Source organism: Labrenzia sp. OB1 (assembly GCF_001624695.1).
GTDB lineage: Bacteria > Pseudomonadota > Alphaproteobacteria > Rhizobiales > Stappiaceae > Roseibium.
The window spans coordinates 26861-46019 of the sequence record NZ_JSEP01000029.1 but is presented as its reverse complement, the minus strand read 5'-3'; the positions used below and the strand labels follow the sequence as shown (position 1 = coordinate 46019).

Here is a 19159-nt window from a genome sequence, read left to right as displayed (position 1 = left end):
GGGAAACCTACCGGTCGGCATGATCTAAAAGTTCGCTTTCCGTGGAACCAACGGTTCCGCGGAGTAGAATGCAAGAGCAATCCAAGTGATGATGATCAAGCTAGCCGCTGCTGGAACACCCCGTGGTATTGCCAGGGCACCATAGCCCGATAAGTTGATAGGGATCCGGCGCGCGGACTTCATCAGGGCCAGCGGACAAGCGTGCCGCGAAAACAGGCCGGACAAATGACCGCTCGCAACAAGATCTGAATCACAAAAAGAAAACTCTTGCAAAACAGGGGCTGTCCACAAATGGCAATACCGGTTGACGTCGTGCAGATCGTCTTCGGCAAAACGCAGGCCGTGTTTTTCAGCGATCTCACGCCAGGCGCTCTGCATTTCCTGCTGCAAATTGGCACAAAGCTCCGGCGTCAGGTTATTCAGTGAGTGGACATTTTTGCTCACGTCAAGTCTCTCAGGTTCTGCTTCGCTTTATAGACGGTGCCGCGAGAGATACCCAACTCGCGGGCTATGTCTGTCGGAGACACGCCGCTTGCCAGTTTCTCCCGAATTTCGGCCATGTTAATCTTGGGAGGCCGCCCTCGGTACACACCACGCTGCTTCGCAGCTGCAATCCCTTCGGCCTGACGCTCGCGGCGCAAGTTGGTTTCGGATTAATGCAACAACGCCTGTATGGACCTCCGGTGGGCGTCAAGCTTTTGGTTGACTCAAACGGCACAGACACAAGTAGTAAAAGTCCCATAAAATACTGCCGAACGAACTAATGAGGTAAATTCTATGGTGACACTTGAACGTATGAATTATCAAAAAGACATTTCTATATTTTTAGACGCAGCAAAATCTCAATACGTAGATGACTTGATGATTTCTCTTCATATCAAGAAGGTAGACGCGGATATGAAGACAGATAATGATTTATCTGAATTGCGGAAGTTGGCACCAGATACCTCCGGGCACCATTTTTTTTTTCAAAACACACTATCACCGACACACATATAGGTGCCTTATGGTTTACGGTTGAAGCAGAAACACGTTCTGCTTGGTTGCAATACATACTGATATACCCTCAGTTTAGAGGCTGCGGCTTTGGGACTGCTACGCTACACCGATTGGAGGTAGTAGCGTCTGATTTAGGCTGCGACCAAATTAATCTCAACGTCTATGCTCATAATCCCATCGCCCAGTCTCTATATCGCAAACTTGGCTATCAATGTTCCGCCCATCTCATGAGGCGTCCATTGAGATGTTCCCCGGAAATCGAACACTAACGCAAGCCCCCTCAGTCAGGGTAGTTGCCGCTTGGTCTTGAAAATGTTTGATGGACTGAGTTGGGCGGAGAACGGTAACGAACGTGGCTTATTCACCCGAGCGGAAGGCATCTGTTATGTCGAAGATGCTTCCGCCACACAACGTGGCTTTGCGGCAGCTGTCGCGTGAAGAGGGGATCTCTGAGGGCACGCTTTCCCGCTGGCGATCAGAGGCCCGGGCTCAGGGCAAGCTTCTTCCTGATGGTCAGTCAGGGCCGGATGGCTGGACGTCATGCGACAAGTTCGCAGCGGTTGTCGAAACGGCAGCGCTGAATGAAGCTGAGGTATCAGCGTACTGTCGCGAGCGCGGGCTTTACCCCGAGCAGATCCCCCGTTGGCGCGAAGCCTGTGAGCGGGCGAATGACTGGGACCGAACGACGAGCCGCCAGATTGCCAAGGCGGTGTTTTTCAAGGTAGTTGCCGCTTGGAATTTTGTCATGCTGCTCGATTTTCGGTCGGTTCCCCAGGGCTGCGTCCGCCAGCATTATGTGGAAGCGGGTCGTCGGCCCCCTGGCCTTGGTGCTTATCGTCGGAGCGGTCAGGGTTCAGCCAAACTGAGTCGACGGTGTCCCAGTTGCGTGGCGCGCCGGACCACCGGCACCGGTTTGGGTTTTGAGCCTTGGCGTCTTGATACACCTGGCGTCGTGCAGCGAGGATCTGGGCATCCTGCCCACGGTGCCGTTGGTCGGGCGTGACAAACCGGATCGCACTGTGGCGATGCTCGGTGCGACGTTCACCCGAGTTTGATGCCAACACAGAGTTAGTTTTTATGTGATTGCATTTTCATGCAGCCTTGTCCATTTCGCTGCCTTGCATCCAATGACAAACAACTTGGCAATACCGTCCCTAGTTCATGCGGGGCGCTTGTAGCCCTAAGATGCGCATAAAGAATTTTGAGGTGAGCCAGTATGATCCCTGACTATCAGTCGCTTATGCGTCCGGTGTTAGAGTGCGCCCGAAACGAACCACGAAAAATTTCTGACGTGGTCGAAGAGATTTCGGACCGCCTCGCATTGAACGAAGAAGAGCGCCAGCAAATGCTGCCGAGCGGAAAGCAAACGACGATTGCAAACCGTGTTCATTGGGCGCGCTCGTATATGAAACAGGCGGGCTTGGTGCGAAACATCCGGCGCGGCTGGTACGAATTAACGGAACGAGGAAAGTCAATATTAGACGATCCGAATATTTCACTGGACTCCAAATATCTGGAACAATTTGACGAGTTTCAGGAGTTCAAATCGCGCGGAAAAGAAAACGGCGAAGAAACAGCCACACAGGTGGAAACCGAAACACCCGACAATACACCCGACGAAAATTTGCAAGCAGCACACAAGAAATTGGAAGCCGCCCTTGCCGCCAACCTGCTCGACTATGTGCGGTTGGCAACGCCAATGTTTTTCGAGAACCTGATTGTGGACCTGCTTATCGCGATGGGATACGGCGGTACGTCGGAGGACGCAGGACGCGCGCTCGGGCAATCGGGCGACAACGGCGTAGACGGTGTCATTGACCAAGATCCACTTGGCGTTGACCAAATCTATCTTCAAGCGAAGCGTTACGGTCCCACGAACAGCGTTGGGCCTGGAGACATTCGCGACTTCTACGGCCTTTGAGCATCAAGAAGGCAACGAAGGGCATCTTCGTGACCACGTCGCACTTCACGAGTGCAGCGGAACAGACAGCCAAGGATTTAGGGTCGCGGATCGTACTTATCGACGGCCCGCAGCTCGCTAAGCTAATGATCAAGTACAATATCGGGTGCCGCGACAAGGACGTGCTGCACATCAAACAAATTGACGAGGGTTACTTCGACGAGGCGGCGGACTGACAGATTAATGATAGCGAAGAGCCACTAACCTGACTCCGCGGTGAGGCGGACCTGTAATCAGGTACTGCTTTCAACGCACCTGATCCTATCTGCCAATCGCGTCATGAGGTCCATGCGCTCATGAAAAATTGCCACGACCAAGGCGGGTGCACGTTCACGCGGCAGGCAAAAAACGTAGTGATGCTCGCATCGTGCCATCCGCAGCGCGGGATACAATCCACTCATGTCCCTGAAATAGCCTTCGCCGGCGGCAAGGCTGGCAATACCCTTCTCCAGATCGGCGATATAGTGGCGAACCTGTGCAGCGCCCCACTGCTTGCGGGTGTAGCGGATGACGTCGCGCAGGTCGGCTTCCGCCTCCGTTGTGAGGATGTAGGTCGTCAATTACGGTGTCCGGCGAGCTCTTCATCCAGAATTTCACCGATGGTTTTGGTGGACACGTTGCCCCCAAGACCATCGTTGATGCGACTTCCCAGCAGAGTTTTCAGCTCTTGCCATGCCTGATCAGCATCGCTGGGGAACAGGCGTTCAAGGGCGTATTGCTTGATCGTCTTGCCTTCCAGGGCAGCCAGCGCCTTCAGGCTTTTGTGCTGCTGGTCCGTTATGTCGATTGTCAGACGGCTCATGGGCATCTCCAGAGAATTACACAAACCCACATTAGCACATTTACAGAAATGAAGCTATCGTTGTTCCTGTCCGTCAAAGGACCGTTAGCCGGTCATACCGGACAATGTCCGGCAACCTGCTTGAACGACGGATTTTCGGACAATAAGATTGGCGGACGGAATGACGGACAAGGACAGTGGAAATGGCTCTGATCGGTTACGCGCGGATATCAACGGCGGGACAGGATACAGCCTTGCAGACCGACGCGCTGCTAAAAGCGGGTTGCACGCGCGTATTCGAGGACATTGCCTCCGGGGCCAAGGCCGATCGGCCAGGTTTGGACGACGCACTCTCTTATCTGCGCGAGGGCGACGTGCTGGCAGTCTGGCGGCTGGATCGGCTTGGCCGCTCGATGAAACACCTGATCGAGACGGTAAGCGCACTGGAATCGCGCGGCGTCGGATTCCAGTCACTCACCGAAAACATCGATACCACAACGCCGGGCGGACGACTCATCTTCCATGTTTTTGGTGCACTGGGCCAGTTCGAGCGCGACCTGATCCGCGAGCGCACCAGGGCCGGGTTGACTGCCGCCGCAGCTCGCGGACGAAAAGGTGGACGCAAACCGGTCGTCACCGCTGACAAGCTACAGCGTGCAAAGGAATACCTCGCCAACGGCCTGAACGTCCGCGAAGCTGCCACTCGGCTCAAGGTCAGCAAGACAGCGCTGTATGCCGCACTGCAAGACGGGAGCCGACAGGAATGAAACCGTAAGGCCCGTAGCGCATCCATCACTGCTGCGGTGCACCCTTCGAAGCGGCTATTGCCTGCAGTTGCATAATCTTTGGGGCAGTGGGTTCACAGGTATTGCCAAGTTGTTTGACCCCGGCGTTTCGGTTATCGAGACGACATGAGATTGCCGAGCACTTTCCCCCGTCTGAAGGGGTTTCGTTTTCCGCGTGGAGGGTAATCATCCCATTTTTGGCGGGTTTTAAAACTGGACTTCAGGCCGCTGTTTTCAGTTTCATTGCGGGTGTGATGCCGCCGATGGCCATGTTGGGCCGCTCGTTGTTGTATGTCCATAGCCAGCGCGTGGCGTGGTCCTGTGCCTCCTCGATCGTTTCGAATATGTATTGTCCGAGCCATTCATGGCGGACGGTTCGGTTGTAGCGCTCGACATAGGCGTTCTGTTGCGGTTTGCCGGGCTGGATGTATTCCAAGCCGATCCCACGTCTTGAAGCCCATATTTGCAGGGCGGCACTGACGTTTTCCGGACCATTGTCCACCCGGATGTTCAAAGGCTGCCCGCGCCATTCGATGATCCGCTCCAGAGTGCGGATAACCCGAAGGGCCGGAATGGAAATGGCCACTTCAATGCCCAGGCCCTCACGGTTGAAGTCGTCCAGAACGTTCAAGGTCCTGAAGCTGCGTCCGTCGGCCAACTGATCCGACATGAAATCCATAGACCAGGTCATATTGGGGCCATCGGGAACTGCCAGAGGCTCCGGCTTTTCCCGAGCCAGGCGCTTTTTCGGCTTGATGCGCAGGTTCAGTTCAAGCGCCCGGTAAATCCGCCGGACGCGCTTGTGGTTCCATGCGAAGCCTTTGACATTGCGCAGATAAAGGAAACACAGGCCGAAGCCCCAGGTTCGGTGCGTCGTGGTCAGCCGGACAAGCCAGTCCGCGATCTCGGCATTCTCGTCGCCCAGTTTGCGTTCATAGCGATAGCAGCTTTCGCTGATCTGGAACGTGCGACAGGCAAGCGCAATACTCACGCCACGCAGGCGGACTGTTTCCTTGGCCATCTCCTTGCGCTGAGACGGCCTCAAGGCTTTTTTCCAAGCGCATCCTTCAGCAGTTCGTTCTGCATCGCCATTTCGGCATACATCTTTTTCAGGCGCCGGTTCTCATCAGCCATGGCCTTCATTTCCGCCATCAACGACGCATCCATGCCGCCGTATTTCGAGCGCCAATTGTAGTACGTCGCGTTGCTGATCCCGTGTTCCCGGCAAAGATCGGCAACCGGCACACCGCTCTCACCCTGCTTCAAAATCGCCAGGATCTGGCTTTCCGTAAATCTTGATTTCTTCATGTCGTTCTCCAAGCGCATCAAAGGCCGGAGAAGTCCAATTTTCAACCCAGTGGTTTTCGGGGATGATTACCNCTGCATCGCCATTTCGGCATACATCTTTTTCAGGCGCCGGTTCTCATCAGCCATGGCCTTCATTTCCGCCATCAACGACGCATCCATGCCGCCGTATTTCGAGCGCCAATTGTAGTACGTCGCGTTGCTGATCCCGTGTTCCCGGCAAAGATCGGCAACCGGCACACCGCTCTCACCCTGCTTCAAAATCGCCAGGATCTGGCTTTCCGTAAATCTTGATTTCTTCATGTCGTTCTCCAAGCGCATCAAAGGCCGGAGAAGTCCAATTTTCAACCCAGTGGTTTTCGGGGATGATTACCGGGGCAAGACCTGCGAGACTGGCGATCTGTTTGCGTCCAAGCGTTCCGATTTCCGGGCATTCTATCAGGATCGAGGCGGCCGTGGTTGCTCCAATTCCCGGAATGGACTTCAGAATGTCGATCGCGCGTCCCCGATCCTGGTCGAGTCGCGTTGCGATCTCGCCTTCAATGGCTTTCAGCTGCTTTTCGATCTGAGCGAGACGGGCCTTGGTTTGGCGGCGCGTGATCGCGAGGGTTTGGGTCTGAAGCCGGTTCTTGAGACGGGTGCGGTCCTTGACGAGCGCCGTGCGCTCAATCTGCAACTCCTTGAGTTCATGATGCTCCTTGCGGGCGACCGGATCCGGTTCCATGGCGAGCGCCGCGCCCATTGCCGCCAGCATGGCCGCATCCACCTTGTCAGTCTTGGCCCGCTGTCCGCATGCTTGAGCAAAGCGGCGCGCCTGCAACGGGTTGACTTTGACGAGCGGAAGACGGTCTGCACACGCCTGCTCGAACGCACCATGATAGACACCCGTCGCTTCATAAACGACAAGCTCGGGCAGGCTATTACCAATCCAGGCTTTGAGAGCGGCAAATCCTTGCCGATTATTGGGAAAGCGGGTGGTTTTGCCCGTCCGCGGCCAGGCCACGTCCAAATGGGCTTTTGAGATATCGATCCCAATGCTATCCTTCGTCATCTTCGCTGTCCTATGCTTGTCGTGCAGAGCCTCAAAGCTGCTGCGTATCCGTTCAGGCCCAAGGCGAAAACGGCACCGGATCACACTCTAGCGCGGTCCTAAATGACCAAGCCCTTCACGATCCCGCTGCCGCCAGTGCTGGCCATGTGGTGTGGCCTGCACTGGCTCATTCTGAGCTCATGAGCCGCGAAAATCATAAGACAAGCATTTCCCACTTACTCCGGTTCATATCCGGCCGCAGCGAAGTAGTTTCTCGCCTCTGCGGGCGTGTATGCATCTATCGCAGACGCGGTTGCCGCCCATAGATGCTCGACGGTTCTGGCGGCGGCTTTTTTCAGGAGGGCCTTGATCTTCGAGAAAGCCATCTCGATCGGATTGAAGTCGGGGCTGTACGGCGGCAGGAAGAACAACCGCGCGCCTGTGACTTCGATAGCGTGGCGGATCGCGACGGGTTTGTGGGCAGGCAGGTTGTCCATGACAACGATGTCCCCCGGCGTCAACGTCGGAGCCAGGACCTGCTCGACATAAGCCAGGAATGCAGTGCCATTCATAGCGCCTCCCAGCGTCATGGGCGCTGTGATCCCCGACAACCGCAAAGCGCCAACGAATGTCGTCGTCTTCCAGTGTCCATGCGGAACCGGTGCGCGACAACGTTCACCGCGCGGCGAACGCCCGCGAATTCGAGCCATCTTGGTGGAGACGCCGGTCTCGTCGATGAACACCAGACGCTCTGGGTCGAGATCGGGCTGGGCCTCGAACCAACTCTCCCGCCGGAGTTTCACATCGGCGCGTTCCTGTTCGCTGGCGTGCGCAGTCTTTTTTTGAACGTGATGGCGTTGCGGGCCAGGAAGCGATCAACAGAACTGGTTGATGTTCTCAGACCGAATATCTCGTGCAGATGGTCCACGATTTCCGCGAGAGTGATATCGGGCCTCGCCTCCACCAGCTCAAGAATCTCATCGCGAAATGCCTCGAGCGGACTGCGCGGCGAACGAGGTCCCATCTTCTCGGGTTCGATGCGGCCGGTTCGTCGATACCGTTCCACCCAGCGGATTGCCGTTGCTTCCCCAACTCCAAACCGCTCTGCCGCCGCCCGACGGGACATTCCACTTTCAACGGCACCAATCAAACGCTTGGTATAAGCTATCCGTCGTGCGCCAGGCGAAGCTTCTCGGCTTCAGCCGTAGCAGTGTCTACTATTCGCCGCGTCCAGTATCCGATGGCGATCTGGCTCTGATGCGCCGGATCGACGAACTGCATCTCGACTATCCCTTTGCCGGAAGTCGAATGTTGCAAGGGCTCTTGAATGGAGAAGGGCTGGAGACTGGGCGGCTGCACGTCGCCACGCTGATGAAGAAGATGGGCATCGAAGCGATCTATCGCCGCCCGAACACCTCGAAACCAGCGCCAGGGCACAAAATCTATCCCTACCTCCTGCGCAAGCTTTCGCTCACCCGGCCCAACCAGGTGTGGGCAATGGACATAACCTACGTTCCGATGGCTCGCGGTTTTGTCTATCTCTGTGCCGTTGTGGACTGGTTCAGCCGGAGGGTTCGTAACCACCCGATTGCCACCGCCTGCCTGACTTGAACCGATTATTGTAAGAGACGTGCATAACGACGTCGTTTGCGACGTGTCTTATGCGGGGTTGTCGATGCGTGGTGAAATTCTTGGAGTTGAGCGGCGAAGGCGGTGGCGAGATGAGGACAAGCTCGGGATCGTGATGTCGGTCGGGGTTGATGGCGCGACGGTGACCCAGGTTGCGCAGCGCCACGATGTGAGCCGACAGCAGATCTATACTTGGCGGCGTGAGCTGAAGAAGAAAGGATTGTGGTCGCCGGACGACGGCGCNGTAACCACCCGATTGCCACCGCCTGCCTGACTTGAACCGATTATTGTAAGAGACGTGCATAACGACGTCGTTTGCGACGTGTCTTATGCGGGGTTGTCGATGCGTGGTGAAATTCTTGGAGTTGAGCGGCGAAGGCGGTGGCGAGATGAGGACAAGCTCGGGATCGTGATGTCGGTCGGGGTTGATGGCGCGACGGTGACCCAGGTTGCGCAGCGCCACGATGTGAGCCGACAGCAGATCTATACTTGGCGGCGTGAGCTGAAGAAGAAAGGATTGTGGTCGCCGGACGACGGCGCGCTGTTCTTTCCGGTGGAGCTTTCATCCGCGCAGGGAATTTCGGACGTTCGTCCGGCTATCCGTGAGGAGTCGGTCAATTCGGATCCGGTTCCGGTTGAATTGCGCCTGAGCAACGGGCGTTGCCTGCGTTTCGACGGCCGCCTGGATGGGGCCACGCTGACGCAGCTGATCCGGGCGGTGGAAGCGGCATGATCGGCCCGGGGACTGGCGTTCGGGTCTATCTCGCCTGCGGCGCCACTGATATGCGCAAGGGCATCGGAGGTCTGGCGGCGCTTGCGCAAGATGTGCTTCGTCAGAAGCCAACGAGTGGAGTAGTGTTTGCATTCCGTGGCCGACGGGGTGATCGGCTGAAACTTTTATACTGGGACGGCCAGGGCTTCTGTCTTTATTACAAGGTCTTGGAGCGGGGCCGCTTCCCCTGGCCTTCGGTTGCCGACGGCACGGCTCGTCTGACTTCGGCGCAGCTGGCGATGCTATGGGAAGGCATCGATTGGCGCAGGCCGGATTGGGGTTCACCGCCGGCTCGGGTAGGTTGAATTATCTAACTGATTTTCTTTGTTTTTTTGGCATATTCATTGGATCTGTGGTAAGTCAGGTTCATGTCTGCCGATGCCGCAAATCTTCCTGATGATCCAGCCATCCTGAAGGCGAAAATCGCCGCTTTGCAGGCGGAAAACGCGAAGATGTCGGCAACGCTTCGGGTCCATGACCAGTTGGTTCAAGCCCTGCGGCTTCGGATTGCCAAACTCCAGAAACAGGCCTTCGGCAAGTCCTCGGAAAAGATCGAGCGTGAGATCGAACAGCTGGAACTGGCGCTGGAAGATCTGCTGGTTGCGGTCACAGAGAGCGCCGGCACACCGGTCGACGAAGGTCAGAAAGAGGACGAGCCCGCAGCTGCTGTCAACGGCGCGCGCGTGCACAAGCGGCGGCGGCATCCGGGTGTGTCGGCTGCGACCCCGCGCGAGCGCCGGGAACTGGACCCCGGCACATGCTGCCCCGATTGCGGCGGCGATCTGCGTGTCGTGGGCGAGGACGTCAGCGAAATCCTTGACATGATCGCGGCGCAGCTGAAGGTCATCCAGATCGCCCGGCTCAAGAAATCCTGCCGCCGATGCGAGAAGATGGTGCAATCTCCTGCACCGAGCCGGCCGATCCCGGGCTCAATGGCAGGCGCGGGCCTGTTGGCTTACGTCCTGGTCTCCAAGTTTGATGACCACCTTCCGCTGTATCGCCTCAACGAGATCTTTGGCCGAATGGGCGCCGACATCCCCGACAGCACGTTGGTGGATTGGTGCGGCCGCGCCATGCGGGTGCTTCAGCCTTTGATCGACCGGATCGAGGCCGAGGTCATGGGCAGTGATCTGCTGCATGCCGATGACACTCCGATCCGGGTTCTGGATCGATCCTTGCGGGACAAAGGATCTGGTGGGGGCCTTGGCAAGGGCGTGAAGAAGGGCCGGATCTGGACGTACGTTCGCGACCAGCGTCCATGGTCCGGTGCCGCGCCACCCGGAGCGATCTATTACTTCGCCCCGGACTGGAAGGAGGGGCACGTCCAGCACCATCTCAGGCACGCAAGCGGCATCTTGCAGGCCGATGGTTACAAGGGCTTTGCGAAGCTCTATGAGCCCGGGCTCGACGGAGCCTGCCGGTTCCGCGAGGCTGCATGCTGGGCCCATCTGCGCCGGGACTTCCACGATGTCTGGAGCTCAACCAAATCCGAGATCGCCCGCGAGGCGCTCGACCGGATCGGCGCGCTCTATGACATCGAGCGCGAGATCTCGGGCCAGCCTGCCGACGTCCGCCGCGCGGCGCGCCAGGCGCGGGCCAGGCCGAAGGTCGATGACTTCAAGGTCTGGGCCGAGCGGCAACTGACACGCTTGCCCGGCAAGAGCGAACTTGCCAAGGCGTTCCGCTATGGCCTCAGCCGCTGGCCGTCCTTCTGCCTGTTCCTTGAAGATGGCCGCGTGGCGATGGACAACAATGCCGCTGAACGCGCCCTGCGTCCGATTGGAATCGGCCGGAAGAATTGGTTATTCGCCGGCGCAGACACCGGTGCCGAGACACTCGCGCGCGCCATGACGGTCATCGAAACCGTCAAGATGAACGGGCTCGATCCGCAGGCCTATCTGACCGATGTTCTCGACCGCATCCACGATCACAAGATCAATCGTCTCGACGAGTTGCTTCCCTGGAACTGGAAACCCATGCAGGTCTCCTGCGCACAGGCTGCCTGATGGCCGCCGTCACTCATGTCACCACACTCGCCTGTGTCGCGCAGTTGCAAGGTGAAGACCTCGAGCTCCTGGAGGCCATCGTCGAAAACGATGACAACCTGACCTATGGCAGCATCGTCAGCGTCCAAACAGGTCAGGACGACTATATTACAGCGCTCACCGACGACGGCATCCACGAATTGAAAGACATGCTCGCCGAAGCCAGAAGCTCAACCGAAAACTGGAACGGCTTCCTCGATGACTTCGTCTCAGATCCCCACGTCATTGCCCGCGTCAAGGCCCAATCGCCGCGGTAACAATCGGCCGGTTACGCTCATGTCACCACACTCGCCTGTGTCGCGCAGTTGCAAGGTGAAGACCTCGAGCTCCTGGAGGCCATCGTCGAAAACGATGACAACCTGACCTATGGCAGCATCGTCAGCGTCCAAACAGGTCAGGACGACTATATTACAGCGCTCACCGACGACGGCATCCACGAATTGAAAGACATGCTCGCCGAAGCCAGAAGCTCAACCGAAAACTGGAACGGCTTCCTCGATGACTTCGTCTCAGATCCCCACGTCATTGCCCGCGTCAAGGCCCAATCGCCGCGGTAACAATCGGCCGGTTACCAATAGGGTCTTGTTTGTTGCGGTTGGTATGAGGCCGTCGGCGCGGGAGCTGCGGGTCCGTTGCGAGTTTATCGGAATTGACGGAAGGCTTGCCGCGCTCGCGCTGATGTCTGGATACCAGATCGGCGCGCAGCGGTACTGCGCTTGTCGGGTATGACGCGCTGGCGCGCGGTCTTTCATCTTTCTCCGTCATACCAGACAAGTGCAGCTTGCTGCATGCAGATCTGGTATCCAGACATATTTCGCGCGTCAGCGCGGCCCTATTCCGGACCAGCGCGCAGCTCTGCTGCGCTTGTCCGGAATGACTGCCGGGGGAAATTCTGTCTTTCCTGAGCCAAGGGTAGGAAGTGGGACTTTACCGGAGCAAAAGCCCTTTTGCCACGCGTCCCGGCAAAAGGTATCCATCACGGCGACAAGGGCTAGGACAGCGGCCGTATCCGCCGGATCTTGGAAGCGCGTGGTTCTCTTCCGAACATCCCGCCTCGCAAGATACTGAAACGAAAATGTTTCCCGCCATACCTATACAAGGCTTAAACCGTCATCAAGCGGATGTTTGTCAGGCTCAAGGAATTTCGGAGGATCGCAACGAGTTATGACCGCAATGCCAGAGACTTTTTGTCGTCTCTCTATCTCGTCGCAACCCTTTGGCTACTGGTTATGAGTCTGAAGCCTAGTGTATGTTCTTGTTAATCTGTGCTTGTCCAAATTTAAGATTTTCGGCAAACTTTACTATTTCCTGTGTGTCTTCAAAATTGACAATTGGAATTTGAAGTTGCCGAAGCTCTTTAGTCACATATCTATAAGTTTTTTTCAGTTCTCGTGAAGCTATTTCAACAGGTCCTTCGACCGGCACTAATATGTTTGATTCTTTAAGAGTACTTGTGTCTAAAAGCGCACGAATCCTCGCATTCCAACGTTGCCCATGATCAAACATTCTCGCTGGGCTATCCTGATCAAAGGCAAGAGGTTTGATGATGTACAACTCCCCTAAATTTTTATATACAAGTGGCAAGTCAATAGGAAAAAGAGGAGTGTTTACTCTTTGCTTCGTGAATTCCGGCATTTGGTTTTGCAGCAGAATGGTCCGAATGTTTTTCTCCATCCACTGTTCACGGTATTCTTTCGTAACAAAATCCCGCCCTACGTATTTCTCATAAAGTATTTCGCATAGATGTTGTAAGCTGTTTTTTACTCTAACACTTCTCACTTCGCTGAAGTTAAAAATAGTCTCTCTTGGTCTTGTGAAATGCGTCAACGCAGAGTGGAAGCCAATTTCGTCAAGATCATAGAGGGTGCTGTGAAGACGGTTTAGCTCCTTTTCGAAGCTTGATAGTGTTTCTTTCAAAACATTTGCCTCAAGTTCGCGAAAGAAGTTCTTCACGCGAGCGAAATTCTTCGGCGCAATCTTGAATGAGAACTCTCTGCTGGAAGGAGCCCAAGCAACAACGCCCACATTAGCAAATTCGCCTGTTTCTGGGAAAGGGCGAAAACGGAGTATGGCGTACTGTCCTACACTGCCCATGTTATTTGCTCCCAGAATTGATCATCATCATAGCGTCTTAGACTTTTTTCAACAAAACGTAAAAATGCGGACTCACTCTGCAGCCATTCATTCGGGAGTTGATCTATTTTTTGATCTAGATGAGCAAACGCGCTTTTCATCTGTGGTTCGAAAATGCTTCTCAGCAATACATCTTGAGGGTCGCTGTACCAAGATTTCCGGCAAATGTGCAGTTTTTTTTGTGATTCTATATCGAATTTATTATCAAATGCTAAGTTGTGATCAATTACCATTAAATCTTTCGTTGTTGTTTTGAAGAATAGGTTCGGATTTCCTCCAAATTCGGTGCCTGTTCTATCTTCGTTCATAATCCATGAGTCAAAGAGAAATATTTTTCTTAGTATTTCTATGTCAAAATAATCGAGATCGGATATTTTAACTTCAGTTATGCTGTTGATTGATTTTGAGGCAAAGGCAAATCCATCTCCTAGGTCAGAGGCTGCTTGCCTATCGTATTTGGTCAGGTTGCTATCGATCTCGACAAAGCAAAAATCTGGAATAGGTAGACCAAACTCTCTTCCTATTCCGGCACATATAGCTTCTGAAATACAGCCTTTTATTGTCGCCTTGCGGCCTTTGACATAATACTGTTCGCCGTCAGATAATGTGCACAAATAAGGCTGTGTCATACCTGCATCTGATTTTTTGATTATTTCATCAAGTGTCAGATAAGGTATGTGGTTCATTAAAGTGCTGATCCTGGAATGTTCCTTGTAGACTAACACTACGCAACAACAGTTGCATTGTCCAACTCATCGAACTTTCACTGCCCCGGCCGCCCGCTCTTCTTAGGCCGTCCTCTTTGCCGCTTTTCCTCTGTCGGGTCCTCATAGGAGCCCGCGCCGATCTTGCCGCGCACCACTGGTTTGACCGGGTCTTCGCCGCGTCCGAGTGGGACTTCGGTGCGGCCGACGGTCATTTCGTCCAGAGAATTCTTGCGCACTTTTGCGGACGGAGTCGGGAGCGGTGCGGCGGTGTTGTTTTTTGCGGCGCGGGCCCGGTCGGCGGCGGTCTGTTTTTTCTTGCCGCTGGCGCCTTCCTTGGTGCCGCCGGCGCCGAATTTTCGCTCGCCCCGGAACCCGCCGGACTTGTCGTCGACGGTGGACTGGCGGGCCATGGCGTCGTCGGCGACGGCCAGTTCTGTCTGCTGCAGGCGTTTGATCTCGTCGCGCAGGCGGGCGGCGGTCTCGAAGTCGAGGTCGGCGGCGGCGTCGCGCATCTTCTTTTCCAGGTCCTCGATATGGGACTTGAGATTGTGGCCGACGAGATTGCCGTCCTCGGCAAAGCCGGCATCGACGGTGACATGGTCCTGCTCGTAGACGCTGTCGAGAATGTCGGCGATGTTGCTCTTGACGCTTTCCGGGGTGATGCCGTGCTCTTCGTTATAGGCGAGCTGCTTCTCGCGGCGGCGGTTGGTTTCGGCAATCGCCCGGTCCATGGAGCCGGTCATGCGGTCGGCATAGAGGATCACCTTGCCGTCAACGTTACGCGCGGCGCGGCCGATGGTCTGGATCAGCGAGGTTTCGGAACGCAGGAAGCCTTCCTTGTCGGCGTCGAGAATGGCGACAAGGGCGCATTCGGGAATGTCGAGGCCCTCGCGCAGCAGGTTGATGCCGACGAGGACGTCGAAAGCGCCGAGGCGCAGGTCGCGCAGGATCTCGATGCGTTCCAGCGTGTCGATGTCGGAATGCATGTAGCGCACGCGCACGCCGTTCTCGTGCAGATATTCGGTCAGATCCTCGGCCATGCGCTTGGTGAGCGTGGTCACCAGGGTTCGGTAGCCCTTTTGCGCGACTTCGCGCACTTCGCCGAGCAGATCGTCCACCTGGCTGGTGGCGGGGCGGATCTCGACCGGCGGATCGATCAGGCCGGTGGGACGGATCACCTGTTCGGCGAAAACGCCGCCGGACTGGTCCATTTCCCAGGAACCGGGGGTGGCGGAGACCGCGACGGACTGCGGCCGCATGGCGTTCCATTCCTCGAAGCGCAGTGGCCGGTTGTCCATGCAGGAGGGCAGGCGGAAGCCGTATTCGGCCAGCGTCGCCTTGCGGCGGAAGTCGCCCCGGTACATGGCGCCGATCTGCGGAATGGTCACATGGCTCTCGTCGGCGAAGACGAGGGCGTTGTCGGGCAGATATTCGAACAGGGTGGGGGGCGGCTCGCCGGGCTTGCGGCCGGTGAGGTAGCGCGAATAGTTCTCGATGCCGGCGCAGGAGCCGGTGGCTTCCAGCATCTCCAGATCGAACATGGTGCGCTGTTCCAGCCGCTGCGCTTCCAGCAGGCGGCCGTGGTGGTGCAGTTCCTCCAGCCGCTGCTTCAGCTCGGTCTTGATCGACTTGGTGGCCTGGTTCAGCGTCGGCTTGGGCGTGACATAGTGTGAGTTGGCGTAGATCTTGACGCTTTTCAGCTCGCCGGATTTCTGGCCGGTCAGTGGGTCGAACTCGGTTATCGACTCGATCTCGTCACCGAACATGGAAATGCGCCAGGCACGGTCCTCATAGTGGGCCGGGAACAGTTCGATGGTGTCGCCGCGCACCCGGAAGGCGCCGCGCTGGAAGGCGGCGTCGTTGCGCTTGTACTGCAGGGCGACCAGATCGGCGATCAACTGGCGCTGGTCCATCCGCTCGCCGACCTCGATGGCGAAGGTCATCGCCGTGTAGGTTTCGACCGAGCCGATACCGTAGATGCAGGACACGGAGGCGACGATGATGACGTCGTCACGCTCCAGCAGCGAACGGGTGGCGGAGTGGCGCATCCGGTCGATCTGCTCGTTGATCGAGCTTTCCTTCTCGATATAGGTGTCCGTGCGCGGCACGTAGGCTTCCGGCTGATAATAGTCGTAGTAGGAGACGAAATACTCGACCGCGTTGTCCGGGAAGAATGACTTGAACTCGCCATAGAGCTGGGCGGCCAGTGTCTTGTTGGGGGCGAGGATCAAGGCCGGTCGCTGGGTGCGGGAGATCACCTGCGCCATGGTGTAGGTCTTGCCCGAGCCGGTGACGCCGAGCAGCACCTGGGTCTGCTCGCCGCCGCTGATACCTTCCACAAGCTCGGCGATGGCCGTCGGCTGGTCGCCGCGCGGCTCATAGTCCGATTTCAGCACGATCGGTACGCCGCCTTCGGATTTCTCCGGCCGATCCGGACGGTGCGGCACCCACAATTCGCCGTTCTTGTGCAGCGGATTGCCGCTTTCGATCAGCGCCGACAGGGCCTCCACGGTCGCGGTCGCGCCCTGGTTGCCGGTTAGCTCGCCGATTTTGCTTTCCTTGGTCTTCTTCTTGTTGTCCTTGCGATGCTCCTTGAGCTTCTTTTCAAGGCTTTCGGCCTCTTCCAGCGACATGTCGAGACCGGCCACCGGGTTCAGCCCGCCGGCCGCCCGCTCGCGGGCGCTGTCCGCCTTTCCGATGGAGGTGCCGCGCGCCGACCGGGTGGGTTTGAGTTGCTTGGCACTAGCGGTTTTTTTGGCGCTCACGGCCGCGACGGGCTTCGCTGGGACAACCTGACCTGCCCCCCGGGTCTTGCCTTCGGCATGCCCGAGGACAGGCTCCGCGCCGTCGCGCTTTCCTCCGCTCCGCTCCGGAGTTCCTTTTCCCCCAGCAACTTTTTTCGGCGTGGGCTTTTCGGCTTCCTCGGAAATCTCTGCCGCCCAATCGGAAATCGAGCCGGAGAGGGGTATTCCGGAAAGCGACTTCTGCGGTGCTTCGCCGAAGCCTTCTGGTTCGCTGGTGTCGTCGGATGCGGATCGGTCGGGGCGTTTGCTCATGCCCTGCAATATGGTCCGGTTGCGCCCGCGAGAAAAGGGGCCGGTTGCGGCTTTGTTCCGGAAAAACCCACTTCCTGCCGGTCTCCTGACAGGAGGGTGTCAGGAGGGGCGCCTCGGCTAAATGGCGGTTTAGCCCAAGAGTTTTTTGGCAATTCCAATGCGGATTTTAGTTTCTCCAGGTTTGTCTCGCGGCCGCTCCACCTTATAGACAAACTCTCTGACAGCGTCTTCAATTGTATTTGCGTTCTTGAAGTCTGCATATTTTTTCGCTTCAGAGATGATCAGGTCGATGTTGTTTTGTGGGTTCTTAAGCCATCCAACTGTCTTGCCTGTGCCCAGGCCGCCATCCCGGTTGCACTGGAATAGTCCCACGCTGTCTTCCCCTGACGTATTATGGGCGTTTGGATTGAGTTTTGACTCGCGAATTGCGTTCGCAAGCGCTGCTATCTGCTGAAGGTTTCCGAAACCCGCTGCAGCAAAGCTTTCGACAATCATCTTTACAATGTCTTCTCGTCCAGACGGGATTTGTTCTGTGTTGATGGTTATCGCACCTGCTTCGAGATCAGGGTTAAGTGATGAAAAATGTTGCCATCTGATTGCGCGGATACGCGAAGCCCGATAACGCGAGACTTTCACGCTATTCGATTGATTGCCGCCGAGGAGAAAAACAAAATCTCCGTTTCGGGAGTGAAAAAAGCCGACATGTCCGCTCGTTCCGGTTCCATCTGATGGCGACAGAACAACCACTGCACCCTGCGGAATGGTTTTGTGTTTTGAGCTTAAAGGAATGTCTCCCCAGTTTGCCCAGTTGGCGGCTCGCGCCGAGCCTGAAACTATTGACTGCTTAATCGCAGGGTCTGCAACGACGTCTGACGCGGAGACCAGACAATGGGCGACAAATGCACCGCACCAGTGTTCGAGTGTGGTTATTCCCGAATCCGTCGCCTTGAACATACCGATGATTTCTTGAGCGCTGTTGCTCTCATTGATGCCCCTACTTTCCAGGTCACTTGCAATTTTGAACCAGGGCGCTCCTCCAGACTGATTATTGGGAACGACTTCTGGCATATGTTCTGCGATTAGGTTCGCCGCGCGCTTCAGTACTCTGTCGAGCGCCTTCTCGGTAACGGCGAAGAACTGGTGCACCCTGGCAACTTCATCAAACACTTTCAGATATTTTTTTCGACGTTCAATCAGCGCATCGACTAGACTGGCGTCTGTGGAATAGTGCTTGAGTAAGACATCTCGCATAGAGATATCGCCGCTGTTGCTCTCAAAGGAGGTCACGCAGGCATATGCCGCCTCTGGGCCAATCAGGTGTGCCTGAAAAACATTCAGAAAATCAGCAACGTATTTGTCGCCTGCATCCGTTGCAACGGCGGCCTTGTGCGCTGCGTCCAGTTTTTTTAAATTGTTATGAGTGAAATCGGCTGCTGCTTGCACCTGATGGAAGGCGTTCTCAATCCTATGGGGTGAAGTTGGGCTTCCTTGCAATCCAAGGTCTCGAAAACGGGCCCAGTCTTCCGTTGAAAATTGATAGGGACCGACCCTCTGGTTCACACCGTTGCCGGTGGATTTGTTGGCCATATTGGACTCAAGAATGGCCAATCCGATCAAGTAATCGGCGACAATCGGAAAATCCTTTAAGACGTCTTTGCTTGTCGACATCTCTATCTGCACACAGTGCCGAACAAAAGTTTGTTGGTCTATTTCAGCAAAAGGGTTGGTGTGGTCAGTCTCTTGTAGTTTTTCGTTCAACGCCCAGCCGGTAGCAAGGATAACGCCTGGAGAAATTGACAAATCAACATGTTTCCAATCATCGTCGTCATCCGGATTGCCTGTGGGTGCCAATAGTTGCCCCGCCACAACAATTGGCCATTCAACTAACGAGCTCGTATCTTTTTTTGAATACAAAACCAGTTCAGATTTTGAGATGTACATGAAAATACCTCTTGTA

General features: G+C 56.1%; 19 protein-coding genes and 4 pseudogenes. 10 read left to right on the top strand and 13 right to left on the bottom strand.

Annotated elements, in window-relative coordinates; translation table 11 throughout:
- Positions 1-24 precede the first annotated feature (24 nt).
- From OA90_RS28735 to OA90_RS29645, 3 genes and pseudogenes are all read right to left on the bottom strand, one after another.
- Complete coding sequence (locus tag OA90_RS28735) at positions 25-444, bottom strand: hypothetical protein (protein WP_156510636.1); 420 nt, start codon at positions 442-444, stop codon at positions 25-27.
- Positions 441-650: pseudogene (locus OA90_RS25055) on the bottom strand (helix-turn-helix domain-containing protein); the annotation flags it as partial. The pseudogene OA90_RS25055 and the gene OA90_RS28735, both read right to left, overlap by 4 nt.
- A 1179-nt stretch (positions 651-1829) precedes the next feature.
- Positions 1830-2030, bottom strand: a pseudogene (locus OA90_RS29645) (IS3 family transposase); the annotation flags it as partial.
- Between the two features lie 185 nt (positions 2031-2215).
- On the opposite strand from OA90_RS29645, the gene OA90_RS25050 reads away from it, so the two are divergent.
- Together OA90_RS25050 and OA90_RS29830 are read left to right on the top strand one after the other, a co-directional pair.
- Positions 2216-2920: a winged helix-turn-helix domain-containing protein gene (locus tag OA90_RS25050; RefSeq protein WP_199823836.1), complete on the top strand. Its 705-nt coding sequence runs from the start codon at positions 2216-2218 to the stop codon at positions 2918-2920.
- Positions 2917-3135, top strand: coding sequence for a restriction endonuclease (locus tag OA90_RS29830; RefSeq protein ID WP_199823835.1), 219 nt, complete (start codon positions 2917-2919; stop codon positions 3133-3135). Before OA90_RS25050 ends, OA90_RS29830 begins: the two co-directional genes overlap by 4 nt.
- Before the next feature lie 57 nt (positions 3136-3192).
- Here OA90_RS29830 and OA90_RS25045 read toward each other — a convergent pair whose 3' ends face one another.
- Both OA90_RS25045 and OA90_RS25040 read right to left on the bottom strand, forming a co-directional pair.
- Positions 3193-3519, bottom strand: coding sequence for a type II toxin-antitoxin system RelE/ParE family toxin (locus OA90_RS25045; protein WP_068419394.1), 327 nt, complete (start codon positions 3517-3519; stop codon positions 3193-3195).
- Entirely contained in the window at positions 3516-3761 is a 246-nt protein-coding gene (locus OA90_RS25040) for an antitoxin (RefSeq protein ID WP_068419393.1), read from the bottom strand. Before OA90_RS25040 ends, OA90_RS25045 begins: the two co-directional genes overlap by 4 nt.
- Positions 3762-3943: 182 nt before the next feature.
- Between OA90_RS25040 and OA90_RS25035 the strand changes: the two genes are divergently transcribed.
- Complete coding sequence (locus tag OA90_RS25035; protein WP_068419391.1) at positions 3944-4507, top strand: recombinase family protein; 564 nt, start codon at positions 3944-3946, stop codon at positions 4505-4507.
- A 238-nt stretch (positions 4508-4745) separates the two neighbouring features.
- Here the strand turns inward: OA90_RS25035 and OA90_RS25030 are convergent.
- The 4 genes from OA90_RS25030 to OA90_RS28210 form a co-directional block, all read right to left on the bottom strand.
- Positions 4746-5833 (bottom strand): IS3 family transposase gene (locus OA90_RS25030; RefSeq protein ID WP_244274709.1). Its coding sequence is split into 2 segments (ribosomal slippage): positions 4746-5572 and positions 5572-5833, totalling 1089 coding nucleotides; the frame shifts between segments, so codons are not numbered across the junction.
- Between the two features lie 72 nt (positions 5834-5905).
- The coding region (locus OA90_RS25020; protein ID WP_068420205.1) for a transposase at positions 5906-6133 on the bottom strand (228 nt) is incomplete at its 3' end.
- Positions 6078-6881 (bottom strand): IS110 family transposase, encoded by an 804-nt coding sequence (locus OA90_RS25015; RefSeq protein WP_068419385.1) that lies wholly within the window; start codon positions 6879-6881, stop codon positions 6078-6080. The genes OA90_RS25020 and OA90_RS25015, both read right to left, overlap by 56 nt.
- A gap of 215 nt (positions 6882-7096) precedes the next feature.
- Positions 7097-7986, bottom strand: a protein-coding gene (locus OA90_RS28210; RefSeq protein WP_156510635.1) for an IS630 family transposase whose coding sequence is annotated in 2 segments (ribosomal slippage) — positions 7097-7704 and positions 7704-7986 — 891 coding nt in all. Because the reading frame shifts where the segments join, the coding sequence is not laid out codon by codon here.
- Positions 7987-8018: 32 nt separating this feature from the next.
- On the opposite strand from OA90_RS28210, the pseudogene OA90_RS25000 reads away from it, so the two are divergent.
- From OA90_RS25000 to OA90_RS24975, 7 genes and pseudogenes are all read left to right on the top strand, one after another.
- Positions 8019-8453 (top strand): annotated as a pseudogene (locus OA90_RS25000) (IS3 family transposase); the annotation flags it as partial.
- Positions 8454-8535: 82 nt separating this feature from the next.
- Positions 8536-8732, top strand: a pseudogene (locus tag OA90_RS29825) (transposase); the annotation flags it as partial.
- A 100-nt stretch (positions 8733-8832) separates the two neighbouring features.
- Complete coding sequence (locus tag OA90_RS24995; protein ID WP_068419379.1) at positions 8833-9222, top strand: transposase; 390 nt, start codon at positions 8833-8835, stop codon at positions 9220-9222.
- Positions 9219-9566, top strand: a complete 348-nt coding sequence (gene tnpB, locus OA90_RS24990; protein WP_068419377.1) for an IS66 family insertion sequence element accessory protein TnpB — start codon at positions 9219-9221, stop codon at positions 9564-9566. The genes OA90_RS24995 and tnpB overlap by 4 nt, the downstream gene beginning before the upstream one ends.
- A gap of 63 nt (positions 9567-9629) precedes the next feature.
- Positions 9630-11267 carry an IS66 family transposase gene (locus OA90_RS24985; RefSeq protein ID WP_068419375.1) on the top strand — a complete coding sequence of 546 codons (1638 nt, stop codon included), beginning with the start codon at positions 9630-9632 and terminating at the stop codon, positions 11265-11267.
- A complete protein-coding gene (locus OA90_RS24980; RefSeq protein ID WP_068419374.1) occupies positions 11267-11563 on the top strand; it encodes a hypothetical protein in 297 nt (98 codons plus the stop codon). Before OA90_RS24985 ends, OA90_RS24980 begins: the two co-directional genes overlap by 1 nt.
- 48 nt (positions 11564-11611) lie before the next feature.
- A complete protein-coding gene (locus OA90_RS24975) occupies positions 11612-11863 on the top strand; it encodes a hypothetical protein (protein WP_068416937.1) in 252 nt (83 codons plus the stop codon).
- A gap of 685 nt (positions 11864-12548) precedes the next feature.
- Here OA90_RS24975 and OA90_RS24970 read toward each other — a convergent pair.
- From OA90_RS24970 to OA90_RS24955, 4 genes are all read right to left on the bottom strand, one after another.
- Positions 12549-13400: a DUF3037 domain-containing protein gene (locus OA90_RS24970; RefSeq protein ID WP_068419372.1), complete on the bottom strand. Its 852-nt coding sequence runs from the start codon at positions 13398-13400 to the stop codon at positions 12549-12551.
- Positions 13388-14125, bottom strand: a complete 738-nt coding sequence (locus tag OA90_RS24965) for a HipA family kinase (protein WP_068419370.1) — start codon at positions 14123-14125, stop codon at positions 13388-13390. The genes OA90_RS24970 and OA90_RS24965 overlap by 13 nt, the downstream gene beginning before the upstream one ends.
- 77 nt (positions 14126-14202) lie before the next feature.
- Positions 14203-17202 (bottom strand): excinuclease ABC subunit UvrB, encoded by a 3000-nt coding sequence (uvrB, locus tag OA90_RS24960; protein WP_068419368.1) that lies wholly within the window; start codon positions 17200-17202, stop codon positions 14203-14205.
- 129 nt (positions 17203-17331) lie between these two features.
- Complete coding sequence (locus tag OA90_RS24955; protein WP_068419365.1) at positions 17332-19143, bottom strand: phage tail tip lysozyme; 1812 nt, start codon at positions 19141-19143, stop codon at positions 17332-17334.
- Positions 19144-19159 lie beyond the last annotated feature (16 nt).

Bases quoted from the DNA above. Each gene is read 5' to 3' on its own strand.
- OA90_RS25040 (WP_068419393.1), bottom strand. From the start codon at position 3,761: ATGAGCCGTCTGACAATCGACATAACGGACCAGCAGCACAAAAGCCTG.
- OA90_RS25050 (WP_199823836.1), top strand. From the start codon at position 2,216: ATGATCCCTGACTATCAGTCGCTTATGCGTCCGGTGTTAGAGTGCGCC.
- OA90_RS24955 (WP_068419365.1), bottom strand. From the start codon at position 19,143: ATGTACATCTCAAAATCTGAACTGGTTTTGTATTCAAAAAAAGATACG.
- OA90_RS25035 (WP_068419391.1), top strand. From the start codon at position 3,944: ATGGCTCTGATCGGTTACGCGCGGATATCAACGGCGGGACAGGATACA.
- OA90_RS24965 (WP_068419370.1), bottom strand. From the start codon at position 14,125: ATGAACCACATACCTTATCTGACACTTGATGAAATAATCAAAAAATCA.
- OA90_RS24980 (WP_068419374.1), top strand. From the start codon at position 11,267: ATGGCCGCCGTCACTCATGTCACCACACTCGCCTGTGTCGCGCAGTTG.
- tnpB (WP_068419377.1), top strand. From the start codon at position 9,219: ATGATCGGCCCGGGGACTGGCGTTCGGGTCTATCTCGCCTGCGGCGCC.
- OA90_RS24985 (WP_068419375.1), top strand. From the start codon at position 9,630: ATGTCTGCCGATGCCGCAAATCTTCCTGATGATCCAGCCATCCTGAAG.
- OA90_RS25015 (WP_068419385.1), bottom strand. From the start codon at position 6,881: ATGACGAAGGATAGCATTGGGATCGATATCTCAAAAGCCCATTTGGAC.
- uvrB (WP_068419368.1), bottom strand. From the start codon at position 17,202: ATGAGCAAACGCCCCGACCGATCCGCATCCGACGACACCAGCGAACCA.
- OA90_RS24970 (WP_068419372.1), bottom strand. From the start codon at position 13,400: ATGGGCAGTGTAGGACAGTACGCCATACTCCGTTTTCGCCCTTTCCCA.
- OA90_RS24995 (WP_068419379.1), top strand. From the start codon at position 8,833: ATGCGTGGTGAAATTCTTGGAGTTGAGCGGCGAAGGCGGTGGCGAGAT.